The sequence below is a fragment of the Nocardia sp. NPDC059240 genome, assembly GCF_042753865.1.
In the GTDB taxonomy this organism is placed as follows: domain Bacteria; phylum Actinomycetota; class Actinomycetes; order Mycobacteriales; family Mycobacteriaceae; genus Nocardia.
In genome coordinates this window covers 307,912-323,484 of the sequence record NZ_JBHZAC010000003.1, presented here as the reverse complement: position 1 = coordinate 323,484, position 15,573 = coordinate 307,912, and the positions used below count along the sequence as shown (strand labels likewise).

The 15,573-nt window shown below is 68.3% G+C and carries 16 protein-coding genes and 1 riboswitch; of the genes, 8 read left to right on the top strand and 8 right to left on the bottom strand.

All coding sequences use genetic code 11. The annotated features are described in order from the left end of the window. Positions 1-93: 93 nt before the first annotated feature. The 5 genes from ACFXHA_RS11810 to ACFXHA_RS11790 all read right to left on the bottom strand — a co-directional run bounded on the left by ACFXHA_RS11810 (position 94) and on the right by ACFXHA_RS11790 (position 5,437). On the bottom strand, positions 94-1,098 hold the full coding sequence (locus ACFXHA_RS11810) for a hypothetical protein (protein WP_379355630.1): 1,005 nt from the start codon (positions 1,096-1,098) through the stop codon (positions 94-96). Next, positions 1,095-1,454: a RidA family protein gene (locus ACFXHA_RS11805; RefSeq protein ID WP_379355628.1), complete on the bottom strand. Its 360-nt coding sequence runs from the start codon at positions 1,452-1,454 to the stop codon at positions 1,095-1,097. The genes ACFXHA_RS11810 and ACFXHA_RS11805 overlap by 4 nt, the downstream gene beginning before the upstream one ends. Then, the gene (locus ACFXHA_RS11800; RefSeq protein ID WP_379355626.1) at positions 1,451-2,548 is read right to left on the bottom strand and encodes an alpha-hydroxy acid oxidase; all 1,098 of its coding nucleotides are present in this window, start codon (positions 2,546-2,548) and stop codon (positions 1,451-1,453) included. Before ACFXHA_RS11800 ends, ACFXHA_RS11805 begins: the two co-directional genes overlap by 4 nt. After that, complete coding sequence (locus tag ACFXHA_RS11795) at positions 2,545-4,047, bottom strand: amino acid permease (protein WP_379355624.1); 1,503 nt, start codon at positions 4,045-4,047, stop codon at positions 2,545-2,547. Before ACFXHA_RS11795 ends, ACFXHA_RS11800 begins: the two co-directional genes overlap by 4 nt. Before the next feature lie 220 nt (positions 4,048-4,267). After that, positions 4,268-5,437 (bottom strand): hypothetical protein, encoded by a 1,170-nt coding sequence (locus ACFXHA_RS11790; RefSeq protein WP_379355622.1) that lies wholly within the window; start codon positions 5,435-5,437, stop codon positions 4,268-4,270. 119 nt (positions 5,438-5,556) lie between these two features. Between ACFXHA_RS11790 and ACFXHA_RS11785 the strand changes: the two genes are divergently transcribed. After that, complete coding sequence (locus ACFXHA_RS11785; protein WP_379355620.1) at positions 5,557-6,138, top strand: TetR family transcriptional regulator; 582 nt, start codon at positions 5,557-5,559, stop codon at positions 6,136-6,138. A 76-nt stretch (positions 6,139-6,214) separates the two neighbouring features. Here the strand turns inward: ACFXHA_RS11785 and ACFXHA_RS11780 are convergent, their stop codons facing one another. After that, the gene (locus ACFXHA_RS11780; protein ID WP_379355618.1) at positions 6,215-7,519 is read right to left on the bottom strand and encodes a chromate transporter; all 1,305 of its coding nucleotides are present in this window, start codon (positions 7,517-7,519) and stop codon (positions 6,215-6,217) included. Between the two features lie 405 nt (positions 7,520-7,924). Between ACFXHA_RS11780 and ACFXHA_RS11775 the strand changes: the two genes are divergently transcribed. Continuing rightward, on the top strand, positions 7,925-8,302 hold the full coding sequence (locus ACFXHA_RS11775) for a hypothetical protein (RefSeq protein ID WP_379355616.1): 378 nt from the start codon (positions 7,925-7,927) through the stop codon (positions 8,300-8,302). Between the two features lie 152 nt (positions 8,303-8,454). Here ACFXHA_RS11775 and ACFXHA_RS11770 read toward each other — a convergent pair whose 3' ends face one another. Then, a complete protein-coding gene (locus ACFXHA_RS11770; RefSeq protein ID WP_379355614.1) occupies positions 8,455-9,378 on the bottom strand; it encodes a serine hydrolase in 924 nt (307 codons plus the stop codon). Between the two features lie 165 nt (positions 9,379-9,543). On the opposite strand from ACFXHA_RS11770, the gene ACFXHA_RS11765 reads away from it, so the two are divergent. From ACFXHA_RS11765 to ACFXHA_RS11740, 6 genes are all read left to right on the top strand, one after another. Continuing rightward, positions 9,544-10,110: a hypothetical protein gene (locus ACFXHA_RS11765; protein ID WP_379355612.1), complete on the top strand. Its 567-nt coding sequence runs from the start codon at positions 9,544-9,546 to the stop codon at positions 10,108-10,110. Between the two features lie 95 nt (positions 10,111-10,205). Beyond that, entirely contained in the window at positions 10,206-10,832 is a 627-nt protein-coding gene (locus ACFXHA_RS11760) for an FMN-dependent NADH-azoreductase (protein WP_379355610.1), read from the top strand. A gap of 253 nt (positions 10,833-11,085) precedes the next feature. After that, entirely contained in the window at positions 11,086-12,471 is a 1,386-nt protein-coding gene (locus tag ACFXHA_RS11755; RefSeq protein WP_379355608.1) for an MFS transporter, read from the top strand. Between the two features lie 101 nt (positions 12,472-12,572). Further along, a riboswitch (SAM riboswitch) is annotated at positions 12,573-12,683 on the top strand. A gap of 19 nt (positions 12,684-12,702) precedes the next feature. Then, a complete protein-coding gene (locus ACFXHA_RS11750) occupies positions 12,703-13,488 on the top strand; it encodes an AfsA-related hotdog domain-containing protein (RefSeq protein WP_379355606.1) in 786 nt (261 codons plus the stop codon). After that, positions 13,485-14,225, top strand: a complete 741-nt coding sequence (locus tag ACFXHA_RS11745) for an HAD family hydrolase (protein ID WP_379355604.1) — start codon at positions 13,485-13,487, stop codon at positions 14,223-14,225. Before ACFXHA_RS11750 ends, ACFXHA_RS11745 begins: the two co-directional genes overlap by 4 nt. Next, the gene (locus ACFXHA_RS11740) at positions 14,219-15,061 is read left to right on the top strand and encodes a hypothetical protein (protein WP_379355602.1); all 843 of its coding nucleotides are present in this window, start codon (positions 14,219-14,221) and stop codon (positions 15,059-15,061) included. Before ACFXHA_RS11745 ends, ACFXHA_RS11740 begins: the two co-directional genes overlap by 7 nt. Before the next feature lie 9 nt (positions 15,062-15,070). Here ACFXHA_RS11740 and ACFXHA_RS11735 read toward each other — a convergent pair whose 3' ends face one another. After that, the gene (locus tag ACFXHA_RS11735) at positions 15,071-15,469 is read right to left on the bottom strand and encodes a hypothetical protein (RefSeq protein WP_379355600.1); all 399 of its coding nucleotides are present in this window, start codon (positions 15,467-15,469) and stop codon (positions 15,071-15,073) included. Between the last annotated feature and the right edge of the window lie 104 nt (positions 15,470-15,573).

Genomic DNA, 15,573 nt, shown 5'->3' with positions numbered 1-15,573 from the left:
ACTCCCACCGTACCGATCCGTCCGATCCCCCTCAAACGAATCGATCCGGCGGGAGCCGGGGCCCTCGGCGGCAGGAGTCGGGAGCCGGGCGGCTCACTCCCGTTCGAGAATGCTGGTCACCAGCATGGTGTGATCCTCGAGTCGCCGCCGCACCGTCCAGCCGAGCTCGGCGAACGCCTGCTCGTACTCGTGCCGCGTCCACAACCGCACCCCGGTCACGGCGTGATAGATCTCGTAGGTGGGGGAGAACCACGGCTGCTGCGTCCACGACGGGGCCTCCAGCAGATACCCGTCCCCGATCACCAGGCGCCGCAGGTTGGGAAACCAGTCCATCCAGCCGCGCAGCACCGCCGCGATACCGTCACCGTCGCTGGCCAATTGGTGCAGCAGGAAGAACGACATGGCGGTGGTGACGGCGGTGCGGTCGACGGCGGCCAGCCACGCGGGCGGCTCGGCCCCGGGCTGCACCGAACCGGCGAGCAGCGTGATCCGGTCGGCGAGCCCACGCGCGGCGACCACGTCGGAGGCGTCGGCGATCACGCCGTCCTCGATATCGACGCCCAGGAACCGCTCCGCACCGGCGATCCCGGACAGCGCCAGCACCCGTCCCGCGTCGGCGCAGCCGAGATCGATGGTGGTGCCCGGTGTTCCGGTCGCGATGGCGCGGCCGATGGCGTCGAAGATCTCCGGCCGCCGCCGCGCGATATCCGTGCAGCCCCGGGCCACCTCCCCGGGTTCGGTTGCGGCGGGAATGTATTCGCGGTGCGGACTGTCCGACAGCTGCCGGAAGGTGGGCTCCCAGCCGCGCACCGCGACCCGCACGAAGCCGCGATTCTTGCCCACATCGTGCCCGGTGTGGGTCAGCTGGTACCGGTGTCCGCGCCGGATCAGGAATCCGGCGCGCTCCAGCCCCTCGGCGACGGTGTGCTGAATACCGGTGGTGGGCACGATGGCGTCGCCACCCAGCAGGGTGACCCACCACCCCCAGTCGTCGGCGGCGACGATGAGCTGGCCGGCGGTCTGGCCCTCGATGACGTCCCGAATGGTGAAATCACCGATATGAGAAGGGGAATGGACGAGCGGAGTGACTGCGGTCATGATCGATCTTCCTCGGGCGTGGCGACGGCGATCGCCTGGATTTCGATGAGCAGCCCGTCGATGGGCAGGGTGGTGACGGTGGTGATCCGCGCCGGTGCGGCCGTCGAGAAGTAATGGCGGAAAGCGGTGTGCCAGTCGGGGAACCAGCGGCGGTCCGCGAGATAGCAGTCCAGCCGCAGCACCTGATCGCGGGTGCTGCCCGCGGCGGCCAGGGCGGCGTCGAGTTGGCGGAACACCTCGGCCGTTTGACCGTCGAAAGTGTCGTCGGTGACGGTCAGGGTCTCCGGGTCGACGGCGGCCAGACCGGAGGTGAACACGAGCCCGGAGGCACTGCGCGCCAGGGGAAATGCGCTCATGACACCGCCCGCGTGATCCGGGTGGCATCGATATCGGCGACGGTGTGCGCGCCGGAGAGGATCATCAGGGTGCGCAGCTCCTCGGTGAGCAGCTCCAGCACCCGATCCACCCCCGCCTGCCCGGCCGCGGCCAGCCCATAGATGGCGGCGCGGCCGACGATCACCGCGTCCGCGCCCAGCGCCAGCGCCGTGTACACGTCACTGCCGGTGCGAATGCCGCTGTCCAACAGGAGCGGCACCTCCGGGCCGACGGCCGCGCGGATGCGCGGCAGCATGTCCAGGCTCGCCGGAGCCGGATCTACTTGCCGTCCACCATGATTGGACACCACCAGCGCGCTCGCGCCGATGTCCAGGGCCCGTTCGGCGGCGGCGGGGGTGAGCACACCCTTGGCGATCCACGGCAGCCCGAACCCGGCCGCCGCGCCCGCCAGCTCGGTCCAATCCCACACCATGCCACCGCGTTTGAGCAGCTGGCCGAACACCTCGGCGACACCGGGCGTACCGTCCGCGCCGGTCAGATTGCCCGCGAAATGCCGCTGATCCGGGTCGAACCGATTGGCCATATTGCGGGTGCGGAATCCGCCGACCGGGCAGTCCAGGGTGACGCACAGCGCCTCGTACCCCAGGCGGGCCACCCGCTCGGCCACCAGCGCGGCATGCCCGAAGGGATGCACCTGCGCGATGCGGGCGGCCTGTGGCGCGGCCGCCCGCACCCGCTGATAGGAGAAACTGCCCGCCTCCGGCACGACGGACAGCGCTCCCCGGGCTTGGGCGGCCCGGGCCACCGCCGGATGCCCGTCCGGATGGAACAGCGCGTCACCACCGAACGGAGCGGTGAGAATCGGTGTCGCCAAGGGCATGCCGAGGAACTCGGTGCGGGTCGAGGGCGCACCCACCCCGCTCATGGGCGCGGGCAGGATGCGCCAGCGATCGAACGCCAACCGGTTGTCGCGCAGGGTGAGCTCCTTGCCCGCACCGCCTTCCAGGAAGTCCAGGACGTCGGCGGGCAGCGCGGCCGCAGCGGCGCGATGGATCTCGTCGAGGGTGCCGAAATCGACGCGGGTGGGGTAGAAGCTGTCGAGTTGCGCGGTCACGCGGCACCTCCGGCGGGCACGGTCGCGGCGGCGGTCAGGGCGGCGTCCGCAGGTGCGGAGCTCGCGTCTGCGGCGGGACTCGGCCCTTCGGTCGGACTCGGATCCTGGTTGGGACTCGGATCGGGTGTCGCCGTGGCCGTGGCCGTGTCCGGCAGGGCGGTGGCGTGGTGGCGGCCGTAGAACACGTACAGCGTCACCCCGGCGGCACTCCACACCACGAACCGTAGCCAGGTCAGTGCCTCGAATGTGGTGGCCAGCCAGATGCATCCGGCGATCGCGGCGATCGCGACCACGGGCAGCAGGGGTACCCGGAACGGGCGCGGGCGTTCGGGTGCGGTGCGGCGCAGGATGAGCACGCCGAGCGCGACGATGACGAAGGCGAACAGCGCGCCGATATTGACCAGTTCCGCGACCGTGCCGATGGGCAACAACCCGGCGACGACGGCCACCACCGTGCCCAGCAGCAAGCTCAGGCGCACCGGTGTGCCACGGGAACCCGTGCGGCACAGGGCCTTCGGCACCATGCCGTCGCGGGCCATGGTGAACACCAGCCGGGTCGGGCCGTAACACACCATGAGCAGACCCTTGGTGAGCGCGATCACCGAGGCCACCAGGATCACCTTCCCGATCCAGCCCGCACCCACCGCGGCCAGTGCGGTCGCCACCGGCGCGGCATTGCCGAGGGTGGAATACGGTGCGACACCGGTCAATACGGCACTCACCGCGACATACAGGGCGGTGGCGATGACCACCGAGCCGATAATCCCCCAGGGCAGGTCCCGGCGCGGATCGCGAGTCTCCTCGGCGGAGGTTGCGACGACGTCGAAACCGAGATACGCGAAGAACGCCAGCGCCGCCCCGGCGGCGATCCCGTGCACGCCGAACGGCAGGAAAGGCGACCAGTTTCCGGCGTGCACATGCGGTGCGCCGATCGCGATCACGAGAATCAACACGCCGATGGTCAAGGCCACCAAGGTTTTCACCACGACGGCGGTGAGTTTGACCTCGAGCACGAGAACGCCGATCACCACGGCGACAATGAGAACCGCCGGTAGATTGATGACACCACCGTCGCTCGGTCCCGCCGAAATCGCTTTGGGCAGTGTCACGCCGAACAATGAGTTCAGGGCTGCGCCGAACAATCCCGACCACCCGATGGCGATAGCCGAGGCCGCCACGGCGTATTCGAGCAATAGATTCCAGCCCACCAGGAAGGCGGGCACCTCGCCCAGCGTCCCTCGGGTGTAGGTGTACGCGCTGCCCGAGAGTGGTGTCATCGACGCGAGTTCGCTGTAGCACAGCGCCACCAGCATGCAGATGGCCCCGGCCAGCACGAACGATAGGACGATGGCGGGGCCCGCCTTGGTCGCGGCGGCAATGCCGGTGGTGACGAAGATGCCCGCGCCCACGATGGTACCGACGCCCATGGCGATGAGATCCAGCCGGCCGAGACTGCGGGTGAGCGTCGCGTCTGCTGCGGCTGTAGTGTGTGCTGCCATTTCTGGAATCCATTCGGAGAGAATGTCTTTGAAGCTGATGTATTCCAGTGAAACTCCCGGAGTTTATGTGCCGATGAACTCGCGTAACGAATTCGTTTCGTCGAATTCCCGCATGTTCGAAAACGAAATGTATTGTGCGCATGCCGAATGGCACGCGATCGGAATTCACGCGTGAGCCATTGCGCCTTCGAATTCGGTTTGTCGAATATGACAGGCGAAACTATGCGGTTGTCGAGATCTGCTGAACGGGAAGGGAGTCCGCGGCACGCGCCGTTGCGCGCCGGCGGACGACGGCGGTGGCCGCGGCCACCAGGACGAGGACGGCCGCGGCGGCGAGCACCGCGTCACGCATGGATCCGAGGGTCGCGATCGCGCCGAAACCGAGCGTCGCGACGGCCGCGCACGCATACGCCACACCCGCGAATCTGGATGCGGCCCGGGCATGTTGATCGGGAGGTGTTGCGGCACTGACAATCCGGAGCCCGGACCGATAGGCGATGCCCTGCCCGAACCCGGCCACCACGCCGCCGCACAGCAGCAGCGTCAGGCTGGGAAGCCAGGACACGGCCGCCGCGAGGACGACTCCGGCGATGATCATCGCCTGTGCCGCAAGCGGTTCGGCGGGCAGCCGATCCGGCGGCAACAGCCGCTGGGCCAACCACGCGGTCGTCAGGTAGAGCGTCACCGGCAGCGCCAGCAGGGCCAGATTCTTCGTGCCGAGCAATTCGGCCCCGTAGCTCGGCAGCAGTGCGACCACCAGTCCCGCCGACACCCAGGCGGCGATTCCGCTGAGGTACCCGGCAATTCGCGGCTCCCGTGACACGGAAGTGGACACGGTGGCCCGCGCGGCCCCGGCCGGACGTGCCGCCCGATCGGCGAGCACCGCCGCCGCGACGACCGCGAGGAGCGCCGCGTGCGCGAGATACACGGTCACTCCGGGCGCGGGCAGATACTGCGCGATCACCGCCGCCGCAAGGGTTCCCAACGCCGACCCCAGTACGGTCGCCACGGCCATGGCGGTGCGGCCACGTTCGCCCTGGCGTTCCAGGATCAATCCGGCCAGCGATCCGGTCACCAGCCCGACCGACAACCCCGCGCACAGCCGCGCCGCGACCACCGGCCACGGCGAATGTGCCACGGCCATGGCCGCATCGGCGGCGATCGCGAAGGCGCTGCCCACGCCGATGCGCCACCACCAGTCCCGTCGGGACGCGGGCGTGCCCAGCACGGCGAGCGTGGGTGTGAGCGCGAACAGGTAGGCGGCGAAGATCGCGGTGATGAGTAGCGGCGCGAGCGTCCAGGCATGCCGGTAGTACGGCATCATCCCGGTCGCCATGTTCGGCTGCGCCATGATCAACACCAGTAGCGCGCCCGGTGCGGCTGCCCGCATCCCGGCCTCCTAAGTGAGGAGATCTTCTCTGTTGCAGAATACTTAACTGAGAAGAACTTCTCTACTCGAGCGCCGCGCGGCGATCACGGCCCGCGTTCGCGCAGGATGGAGGCGTGCCCGTGAACACCCGCAGTGACGCCCAGCGCAGCCGCGTGCTGCTGGTCGACGCCGTCCAGAGCCTGCTGCAGGCGGGCCGGATCGGCTTCTCCATCCCCGAACTCGCCGCCGCGGCGGGCGTCGGGGTGGCCACCGCGTACCGGCATTTCCCGACCCCGCAGGACGCCCTGCAAGCGTTCCATCGCCGCGCCATCGAACAACTGGTGGAGGCGCTGGCGGCCGTCGACGCCGGACCCGACCCGGTGGACCGCTTCCACCGCTGCTGCCGCACCTGGGTGGACCAGGCCGGGCAGTGGGGCCCGGCCGTGCGCTACATCCGTAGCTCCAAGGGCTTCATCGAACGCCTCGCCGCCGGCGACGAATCCATCACCGCCCTGCACGACATCCTCACCGAAGTCCTGAACTCGCTTGCCCTGCAAGCCAAGACCACCGAATACGACCTCACCTACGCGGTCCTGCTGTGGATCACCATCTTCGACGAACGCGTCGTCTACGACCTCACCGAACACCGGAACTGGACCCCCGCCGAGGTCACCGACCACCTCACTCGCGCCGTCGCGGGCGCACTGGGCATCAGGGTGTAGCCCGGAATCACTTCGGTCCGGAGTCTCTTGCCTCGAGCCAACTGCAATCTCTTGCACCTGACCGACTGCCGTCGCCTCAGCCGATCGGTAACCCTGCGGCGGCAGCGGCCACCCCGACGACTCCCGCGCCCAGCAGCGCACTCACCACACCGCGCCGGGCGGCCAGCAGCCACAGTGCTGCGGCGGCGAGCACCGCGAACTGCCAGAGGTGATGCAGCGCAAGGCCCAGCGGAATCGCGGCCCCGGCGATCGCACCGATGGCCGCCGGGCCCGCGCCCGTGAGGAACGCCTGCACCCGCGCATCGGCGCGCAGCCGGTCGAAATGCCGGCCCCCGGCCAGCACGAACACGAACGACGGAGCGAAAGCCACCGCGGCGGCGAGCAATCCGCCCGGAAGGCCCGCGGCCGCGTACCCCACCACCGCCACCGTCTGCACCACCGGTCCCGGCGTGATCTGCCCCAGCGCAACCGCATTCAGAAACTGCGCCCCACTCATCCACCCGTACCGGTCCACCGCATCGGCCTGCATGAGCGGAATGATCACGAACCCACCGCCATACGACAGCGCCCCCACCTTGAACGCCACCCACGCCACCGCAGCCATCCCACCGCCGGTCACCCACGTCATCGCGAGAGGCCAGGCCCGAAACCGTTTGCGCTCGGTCTCTTCGGGTCCCGGACGGTCGCATACGGTTTCGTCGTGCGCGGCTCGCCCAGTCTGGTCCGCACCCGGTTCGGTGCGGTCGGACTCCGCGGGCATCCGGCTGTCGAGCCCGTCCTCGAGGCGACCCGAGTGGGCGCGTGTGGCGGTGCCGCGTGACCGGACCTCCAGGAGGCCGGCGCCGACGAGCACGAGGACCAGCCAGGGGCCGAGGAAGGTGGCCGCCGCCAGACCTGCTGTGGCGTAGGCGATCCAGCGGGCTCGGGCTGACCGGGTGGTTCCGGCGCGTTGCCAGCTCGCGGGCGCGAGGCCGGTGGCGGCGTGGACGGCGACGGCGGCGACCGCTGCCCCGGCTCCGGCTGCTGCGCCGTGCACCCAGCGTGGGCTGTCGGTGGCGAGGAAGACGGAGGCGAGGATCAGGATGAGGGTCAAACCCGGTGTGATGAAGCAGAATCCGCCGATGAGCGCGCCGGCGGTACCGCGCAGTCGCCAGGCGGTGTAGATCGCGAGTTGGGTGGATGCGGGTCCGGGGAGCAGGTTGGTCGCGGCTATGCCGTCCTCGAAATCCGCGGCGCTGATCCAGGCGCGGCGCTCGACGCAGAGGGTGCGCAGCATCGCGATATGGGCGGGCGGGCCGCCGAAGCCGAGGCAGCCGATGCGACCCCATTCACGGGCGATGGTCCGCAGTCGCACCGATCGGGTGCCGGTGTCCGGATGCACGGCCGACCCTAACCTGCCCCGGCGGACCATGCGCGACACACCATCGAGACACCTTTCAGCGAACCTTGCTTCCGGGGTAGCTTTCGGACGGTCGGCCCGGTCCGACCTGGCTGAAAGCTGATGAAGGAGGTTTACCGTGCGCGCCTGTGCCCCGGATGTTGCTGCCGGTGCGGTGTGTCACAAAATCGGGCAATCTCTTGGCTATTGCAGTGTTGCTGCAATAGCGTGGCAGTAAGCCCGGCCGGTTCGTATTTACCGGCTGCTGACACCTCGCATCGAAGGAGAAATCGTGGACAACAACCATCCGGTCATCAATCTCGGTTCGGCGGCCATCAACCTCACCGACACCATCACCTCGATCCTGGCCCAGTGGACCTACCTGATGCACGCCTGGGGCTCGGCGTAATGTCGCGCACCCTCCGGGTTCTCGGCACCGCCGGTGCGGTGGGAGCGGTCCTGCTCGGTACCGCCGCGACCGCGTCGGCACAGCCGATCCTCACCCCGCAGCCCGGCGGCGTTATCAAGATCGAGTCGCCGGCGGGGGAATGGTGGAAGTGCTCGCTCTACAGCGCGCAGGAACCCTTCCTCGTCGGCGCACCGCCGGTGGTCACCTACCCCGATCCCTCGCCGCGCTGGGCTCCGCCCGCCGATCAGCAAGGGACGGGCGGCTTCTCGACCCCACCGGCCTACGCGCAGTTCAATCCCGGCCAGGACGTCGTGGCCGACTGTGTCAGCCAATACCTGCCGATCATCTACGTCCAGCAGCTGAAGGCCGGTCAATAGGTCGCGGGCCAGCCCCGCGACCCGACGAAAGGAATCCGATGTTGATCCTGCTGGGTCTGCTCACCTCGCCGATCTGGGTGCCGCTGGCCGCCATCGCGGCAATCCCGCTGGCGGCCATCGGCATCGGCGCGGCCATGCCGGTGTCCTGAGACCTACTTCAGCACTGTGTGCAGCAGCTGTACCCCGGCCGTGAGGGCCGACCCCGCCACCGACCAGCTGGTGCCCGCCGGTTGCTGCGAGAGCACCACCACCGCATAGCGATACGGCTGATCGGGGGCGGGGCTGACCAGCCCGGTGGTGTCGAGGGTGGTCGAGGAATCCAGATCCATCCAGCCCTGTTTGACCGCCCAGCTCGCACCGGTCAGCGCGTCGGGAATGCCGAAGTACTGGTTGGTGCCGTCGGCGGCGGTCTCGGACGTGTTGTGCAGCGCACCGATGATCAGATCCCGCGCCGAGGCCGGGACCGAGCCGGTGATGTAGTGGAAGATCGCCACCACATCCCGTGGGGTGGTGAGGGTTTCACCCCACTGCGCGGTGTCCTCCGGCGCGGTGGTGGCCGTCAGGCCGATGGTGCTCACCATCCGGTCGATGATGGCGTCGTTGCCGCCTTCGTCCCACAGTTCGTCGGCGATATCGTCATCGCTGGTCGACAGCATCTGGGTGAGCCGGTCGGTGGTATCCGGATCCGGTTGCCAGTTCTGGGTTTTCAAGGTGTCCAGGGCGATGAGCAGCTTCACCACCGAAGCGGTGTAGAACTGCTGATCGGCATTGAGGCTGGCGACCGGGGTGCCGGAGGTGGTGTCCACCACGTCGATGCCCACGCTGGTGCCCGGCGAGGCGGCCTGGATGGCCGCCTGCATCTGCTGCGCGATCGCGGTCACCGCGATCGGGTGCGGAACGACGAGCGTCGTTCCCGGCGGCGGGGTCTCCGGTACCTGGTCTTGACCTATCTGGTCACGAGAAGTGGCGAATGCGCGCGGGGCGCTGAATGCTGCCAACGAGATCACGGCGACGAAACTGCCGGCCGCGATCCAAGTCCACCGAGCGTGCGGTGTGCGGGCCTGAATCGAGGTCATAGTCCATTACATCGACACGAACCTCGAGACATTTCCAGTTGAAGCCTGTCAATTTCCTGTTAACTGCGAACCGATCTGGTCTCGGTTCGGAATCGGTTCTGATCAGCTAATTTGGCGCGAACTAAGATCACTGGTGGGTCGGGACTTATCCCGATGGAGACAGTGATGGGTACAAGGCGTGAGTTCTTCCGAAATGCCCTGATAAAAAGCCTCGCCATCCTCGGTCTGGGGGTGTTATCGCTGGCCGTTCCGGCGCTCGCTCACGCCGACGCGGACTACGGCGGCGGCTGTGTCTTGTTCTCCAACAACACATCAGCAACAGTGGACTCTTTGCGCTTCAGATGCAGCCCGGCGCAGCAGGACGCGATCTACCGCGACGCCCCGCGCGGTGATGTCCCGATCGGGTCGAAGGACGGCTGGGTGGCCTCGCCGCGGGACATGCAGTCGTGGGCGCCGCTGTTCTGGATCGGCAAGGACTTCTACACGAACCCCGGGGGCGGGTATCTGTTCAACCGTCTCACCGCCGCCGGGATCGAGGGGTTCCAAGCGAATGTCTTCACCGGGCCCTCGGTGGTGGACGGCGGCCCGGCCTGGGTCCTCGACTACGCGCCGTCACCGGTCCCGCAGCTCTACGACGAAATCCGTGAGGTCACCCCGGGCGTCTGGTTCGGGTACTCGTGGATGCGCCAGGGCGGAGGTTACGCCCTGCAGCTCAGCTTCATCCTGGCCTGAACGCAGCCGGGCTTCGGATCAGCGCGCACGTAACCGTCGTGCCGGGTGGGTGGATCTTGATAGACGTGGACTTCGTTGTCCACGAAAGGAATTCGATGACCACCCTGCTGCATGTCAATGCCTCGGCGCGCGGTGCGCACAGCCAGTCCCGGGCGCTGGCCCAGACCTTCATCGACGGGCTGGCCGCTCGCGATCCGGAACTCACCGTCGACACCCTCGACCTGTTCGACGCCGAACTGCCCGACTTCGGCACGCACGCCGCCGAAGCCAAGCTCGCGCTGTTCACCGGTCGTGACCAGACGCCCCCGCAGCTCGCCGCCTGGGAGTTGGCGCGCACCGTATTCGACCGCTTCGCGGCCGCGGATCTCTACGTCCTCAACATCCCGATCTGGAACGCGGGCGTGCCCTACATCTTCAAACAGTGGGTCGACATCATCACCCAGCCCGGCTGGGCGTTCAACTTCGACCCCCAGACCGGCTACTCGGGCCTGCTCACCGACAAACGCGCGGTCACCGTCTACACCAGCGGCGTCCACCAGCCCGGCGTCCCAGTGGAATTCGGCTCCGACTTCGCCACCCCCTTCGTCGCCGACTGGCTGAACTTCGTCGGCATCAAGGACATTGCCGAAATCCGGTTCGCACCCACCGTGCTCACCGACAACCCGGAAGCGGGATTCATCGCCGCCCAGGAGCGTGCCCGTGACCTCGCCGCCGACTACTGACCCGAACCGCCCGTCCGGCACGGACACAGCCCTCGAAACAGATTCGGTGCCCGAGGCCGACACAACCTCCGCCGCGGACGTATCTCCCGAGGCGGACGTATCTGCGGCAGTGGACGTACCTTTCGGGGCGGACGTATCTCCAGAGGGGGAAGGGGCTTCCGAGGTCGACGTATCTACTGCGGCGGACATACCGGCAGCGGCGGGCGTATCTCTGGAGGTGGATGTAGCCCCCGCGGTCGATGGATCTCTCGCGGTGCGCGGTACCGCCGAGTCGGAATGGGCACCGACCGGGCGCACGGTTGCGGCCGTGTGTGCGGTCGGGATTCTGGTGGTCGGGCAGCTGTATGCGGTGTTGCCGGTGCTGAATCGGCTTGCGGTGGACTGGGATACGTCCAAGTCTGCGGCCACCTGGACAACCACCGCGTTCGGGCTCGCCTACGGGGCGGGATTCCTGGTAACGGGGCCGCTGTCGGACCGGTGGGGGCGGCGGCCGGTCATTGTCGGCGGGCTGTTGGCGACGGTGGTGAGCTCACTGCTGGTGGCGCTCGCACCCGGATTGGTGAGTGGGCTGTCGGCGCGAATCCTGCAGGGGCTCACCGCTTCCTTCTTCGCCCCCGCCGCCTTCGCCTACCTGTCCGAGCGAATTGCCCCGCAGCGCAGGATCTTCGCCCTCACCTGCCTGACCAGCTCCTTCCTCGGAGCGGGAGTGGTGGCACAGGTCCTGGCCCAGCTCATCGGCAACGCACTCGGCTGGCACGCGATCTTCATCGCGGGCGCAATCGCTTTCGCACTGTCGGCGGCGCTGCTCCACGTGGTGCTGGAGGCGCCGGCCGCCACGCCGGCGGCCGTGCCACCGCCATTACGGGTTGCTCCGAAGGATGGGGCACCGGAGGCCGGACCGAGGTCGGCATCGGCGGTAGGTGCGGAGTCGGCGGACGGCATGCCGGTGGCCGTCGAGGTCGCGGAGGCAGTGCCCGAGGCGGCGGAGGTCGCGCCGTCGGCAGTGTCGGTCGCGGTGCCGGTACCGGATGCTGCGCCGGTCGGCGGGGTGCGTAGTGTCTTCGCGCCTTTCGGGATTCTGCTGGGGCAGGCCCGGCTGGCGTTGCTCTATCTGAGCTGCCTGGCCATTCTGGGTTCGTTCGTGGGGATCTATACCGGTGTTCAGCTCGCTCCGCCGGAGGGGGTGGGGTCCGGCAATGCTGCCCTGCTTGCGCTGCGCGCCAGTGCGATTCCGGCCATGGTGGCGGTGCCGTTGCTGGCCGGGCGGCTGGGCGTTATCGCCCCGGCCATCCGCTTGATCGTCGCTCTGGCGATCGCGGCGGGCGCGGCGGCGATCACGGCGGTGCCGTTCGGCGGCGTCTGGGTTGCGGTGTGGCTGTTCGTATTCGTCACGGCGATCGCGGTGGCGGCTCCGACGGCGGTGCAGGCGATCGCGGTGCATGCGGGGGCGGCGCGGGGCACCGCCACGGCGTTGTACACCTTCGCCCTGTTCGTCGGGGCCAGTGCGGGCCCGCAGATCGCCAATCTGGTGGCCCACCACGGCTATTCGGCCGTCGCGCTAGCCATCGCGGTGCTGGCGGCGGTGGGCGCGGCACTGGCTGCCGCCTCGACGCGCGTGGGCGTGGCTGCCGCGGAGTGAATCGGAGCGCGGGGGACAGCGGCGTCCTTCGTGTCCGGGTTTCGATCGGTGTGGTTGAAACTGTTTCTGAAATTCCCTGGGCCGCATAACTTTTCGATCACGGTCATGAGTTCCAGTGTCAAGCCCCGGCTGGCTGGGCGGCAACCCTCCACGGCGGCGGGGTGCTCCGGGTGACGACCGGATGGCGGCGAGCGTCGCCATAAGCGTCTTGCGTTTGCTCTCGGAGGGAAAATGTCTGTAGCCCAGCTCGATTCGGTGTCCGCGGTGGCGGAGGAGGTGGCCGTCGGCGAGGTGCTGCTGGTGGCCGACCGCTTCCGGGGCATCGCCGCGGACGACCGGGCCTTCACGGTGTCGGGGCTGGTGGCCGCGCTACGGGGCGGCCGGTGGCGGGAGTCGGACCGGCCGCTGACCGTGCGGCTCGGCCAGGGGGTCACGCGCCACGATCTCGACTATGTCGAGCATGTGGCGCTGGTGCACGCCCCGGCCGGACTGCGGGTCAGCGGACCGGTCGACGAACCGGCCCCGCGCCACCAGGTGCACAAGTATCAGCACTCGAATGTGCTGCTGGCCAATCTGATTCGCGAGTCCGATACCGAGTTCCGGGCGGACCTGCGCATCCACGGCGACAATGAACTGCTGCTCGACCATCAGACCGGCGAACACGTGCAGGGCATCGTGATCGTGGAGGCGGTGCGGCAGCTGTTCCTCGGCGCGTTCGAACTCGAGTACGGCCGCCGCTGGCCCGAACAGCACTTCTATATCGTGTGGAACAGCATCGAATTGGAGTTCAAGTCCTTCCTGTTTCCCCTGCCCGCCACGCTGCACGCGGTGCTCACTCCGATCTCGGTCACCGATCCGGCCAAGCTGGAGTTCGCCATCGAGGTCGATGTGCGCCAGCTCGACCGCAGCGTCGCCACCACCCGCATCACCTATGCCGCACTGCCCAATGAGCGCATCTCCCAGATCGAACGGCACAAGGCGGCCAAGGCGATCGCGGCCTACCTGGAAGTGGCATGACCGCCGGCGCGGCGTTCTTCGACGTCGACGAAACCCTCATCACCGTCAAGAGCATGTTCGCCTTCCAACGCTTCTGGCTGGCCGAGAACGGTGACGATGGCAGCGAATACGCGCGACTGAGCGACGAGATCAAACAGCGGGCCGCGGCCGGGACACCACGGGAGGAGGTCAACCGGCACTACTACCGGGCCTACCGCGGGGCACGGGCCGATGCGCTGGCCGAGGCCGGGCGACGCTGGTTCGCGCAGTTCGGTGCGGGAGGCGGCGGCTACTACGCCGAGGCGGTGGAAACACTGCGCGCACACCGCGATTCGGGACATGCCACGGTGCTGCTGTCGGGATCGTTCCCGGCGGCCATTGCGCCCGTGGCGGCGGCGCTCGGGGCCGACCAGGTCATCGCCACCACCCCGGTGGTCGACGAGCAGGGCGTGCTGACCGGCGAGGTGTGGCGGCCCATGATCGGCCATGCCAAGGCCGCCGCCGTGGCCGAATACCTGCGTGAGCACGGGATCGCCCGCGAGCACAGTTACGGCTACGGCGATCACGCCAGCGATCTGCCGTTCCTACAAGCCGTGGGGCACCCGGGTTTTCGCGGTGACGACGCGGTCCTCACCGCGCATGCTTCTGCAGACCGTGGTGGCAGCACCGGGTGGATTCATCTCGGCGATCGGGTCGGCGACAGCGTCGACGATCCGGGTCGCCTTCTCTCCGAGCAGGAAGCACTGTCCGTATGGTGAGCAAGAGTTACGACCTGACCCCGACCACGCAGGGGCCGCTGTATCCGCCGAGCGAAGTCCTGGACGCTGACGGCAATTTCATCGTCGTCGGCTACCTCACCGTGCCGGGTCCGGACGGGACGGTCACCCGGCGGTGGGGGCGGGCCATCGTCGCCGCCGACACCGCCGTACCGAAGTTCGGTGACCTGGCGGCGTACACGATCGTGCGGGAACTGCCCGAGGAACTGCCGGACGCGGACGCCGGGAGCGTGCTGCACACGCTGCCACTGCCCTTGCCCGCCAACAACTATCCGATGGTGTTCGCCCCCGACCAGCGGCCGGACGCCGATACGGTGCGGCGGCCGAGCTACCCGTTCCACGAGACACCGATTCCGGATATCCGACCGGAGGACGGGCGCAAGCTCACCACGGCGGTGACGCTGGGGGAGTGGCTGAAGGCACGCGGCACCCTGGAGGTGACGGTCGACGAGGAGGCTCGCCACGGTGAGTTCCGGTTCGAGTTCAGCGGGCTCATCCCGGACTCGCTCTACACGGTGATGTCCTTGCGTGCCAAGGACTTGGACCGGGACGCACCGACCCGGCCCGGGCCGCTGGGTGTCCCGAATGTCTTCATCACCGATGCGGACGGGACGGCGACCTACCGGGCCGTGCTGCCCAACCCGTTCCCGGATCCGGCGTTACCGGGAGCGAACCGGATCATCAGCGTGGTGGTGCTCTGGCAGAGCTATCAGCAGAACTACGGCGGCGCGATAGGACATTTCGGGCTGGGCGGTGATATTCACGCCCAGCTCAAACTGCCCGACCCGGTCTTCGACGAGTTCGTGACCCGGGACTGAACCGGTCGATCACCGCGCGTCGCGGTACACCCTGCGCGCGGTGGTCACCATCGGAATCTGCAGCGGAAGCCGCAGCACGGCACCGAGTTTCATGACCATCGGCATATCGCTGGGCCACCAGACGCGCAGCATCTGCAGGTTGCCCGGGAAGACGGCGAGGAAGATGAGCACCGCGAGGCGCGCGCCGAGGCTGCGGGTGCGGGGGACCAGCAGCAGCGTGCCCGCGGTCAGTTCGGCCACGCCCGAAACCTGGGTGTAGGTGCGGGGTTCGCCCGGCAGCTCGGGCGGGATCAACCCGTCGAAGAACTTCGGGATGACGAAATGCAAGGTGCCGGTACCGAGCAGCAGGCCACCGAGGGCGAGAGCGCGGGTGCGTACTCCGGACTTACCGGTCGGATCTGCTGCCATCGCTGCAGCATAACTGGTCGGTCTGTATTGGCCGGGTGGGTGTCGTTTTCCGCGTTTCCTCCCGGTGTGTCGTCGGTGCGGGTAGCCGATCGCCAAGTGGTAAC

Bases quoted from the DNA above. Each gene is read 5' to 3' on its own strand.
- ACFXHA_RS11810 (WP_379355630.1), bottom strand. From the start codon at position 1,098: ATGACCGCAGTCACTCCGCTCGTCCATTCCCCTTCTCATATCGGTGAT.
- ACFXHA_RS11770 (WP_379355614.1), bottom strand. From the start codon at position 9,378: ATGACCTCGATTCAGGCCCGCACACCGCACGCTCGGTGGACTTGGATC.
- ACFXHA_RS11740 (WP_379355602.1), top strand. From the start codon at position 14,219: ATGGTGAGCAAGAGTTACGACCTGACCCCGACCACGCAGGGGCCGCTG.
- ACFXHA_RS11760 (WP_379355610.1), top strand. From the start codon at position 10,206: ATGACCACCCTGCTGCATGTCAATGCCTCGGCGCGCGGTGCGCACAGC.
- ACFXHA_RS11790 (WP_379355622.1), bottom strand. From the start codon at position 5,437: ATGCGGGCAGCCGCACCGGGCGCGCTACTGGTGTTGATCATGGCGCAG.
- ACFXHA_RS11745 (WP_379355604.1), top strand. From the start codon at position 13,485: ATGACCGCCGGCGCGGCGTTCTTCGACGTCGACGAAACCCTCATCACC.
- ACFXHA_RS11750 (WP_379355606.1), top strand. From the start codon at position 12,703: ATGTCTGTAGCCCAGCTCGATTCGGTGTCCGCGGTGGCGGAGGAGGTG.
- ACFXHA_RS11805 (WP_379355628.1), bottom strand. From the start codon at position 1,454: ATGAGCGCATTTCCCCTGGCGCGCAGTGCCTCCGGGCTCGTGTTCACC.
- ACFXHA_RS11775 (WP_379355616.1), top strand. From the start codon at position 7,925: ATGTCGCGCACCCTCCGGGTTCTCGGCACCGCCGGTGCGGTGGGAGCG.
- ACFXHA_RS11795 (WP_379355624.1), bottom strand. From the start codon at position 4,047: ATGGCAGCACACACTACAGCCGCAGCAGACGCGACGCTCACCCGCAGT.
- ACFXHA_RS11735 (WP_379355600.1), bottom strand. From the start codon at position 15,469: ATGGCAGCAGATCCGACCGGTAAGTCCGGAGTACGCACCCGCGCTCTC.
- ACFXHA_RS11765 (WP_379355612.1), top strand. From the start codon at position 9,544: ATGGGTACAAGGCGTGAGTTCTTCCGAAATGCCCTGATAAAAAGCCTC.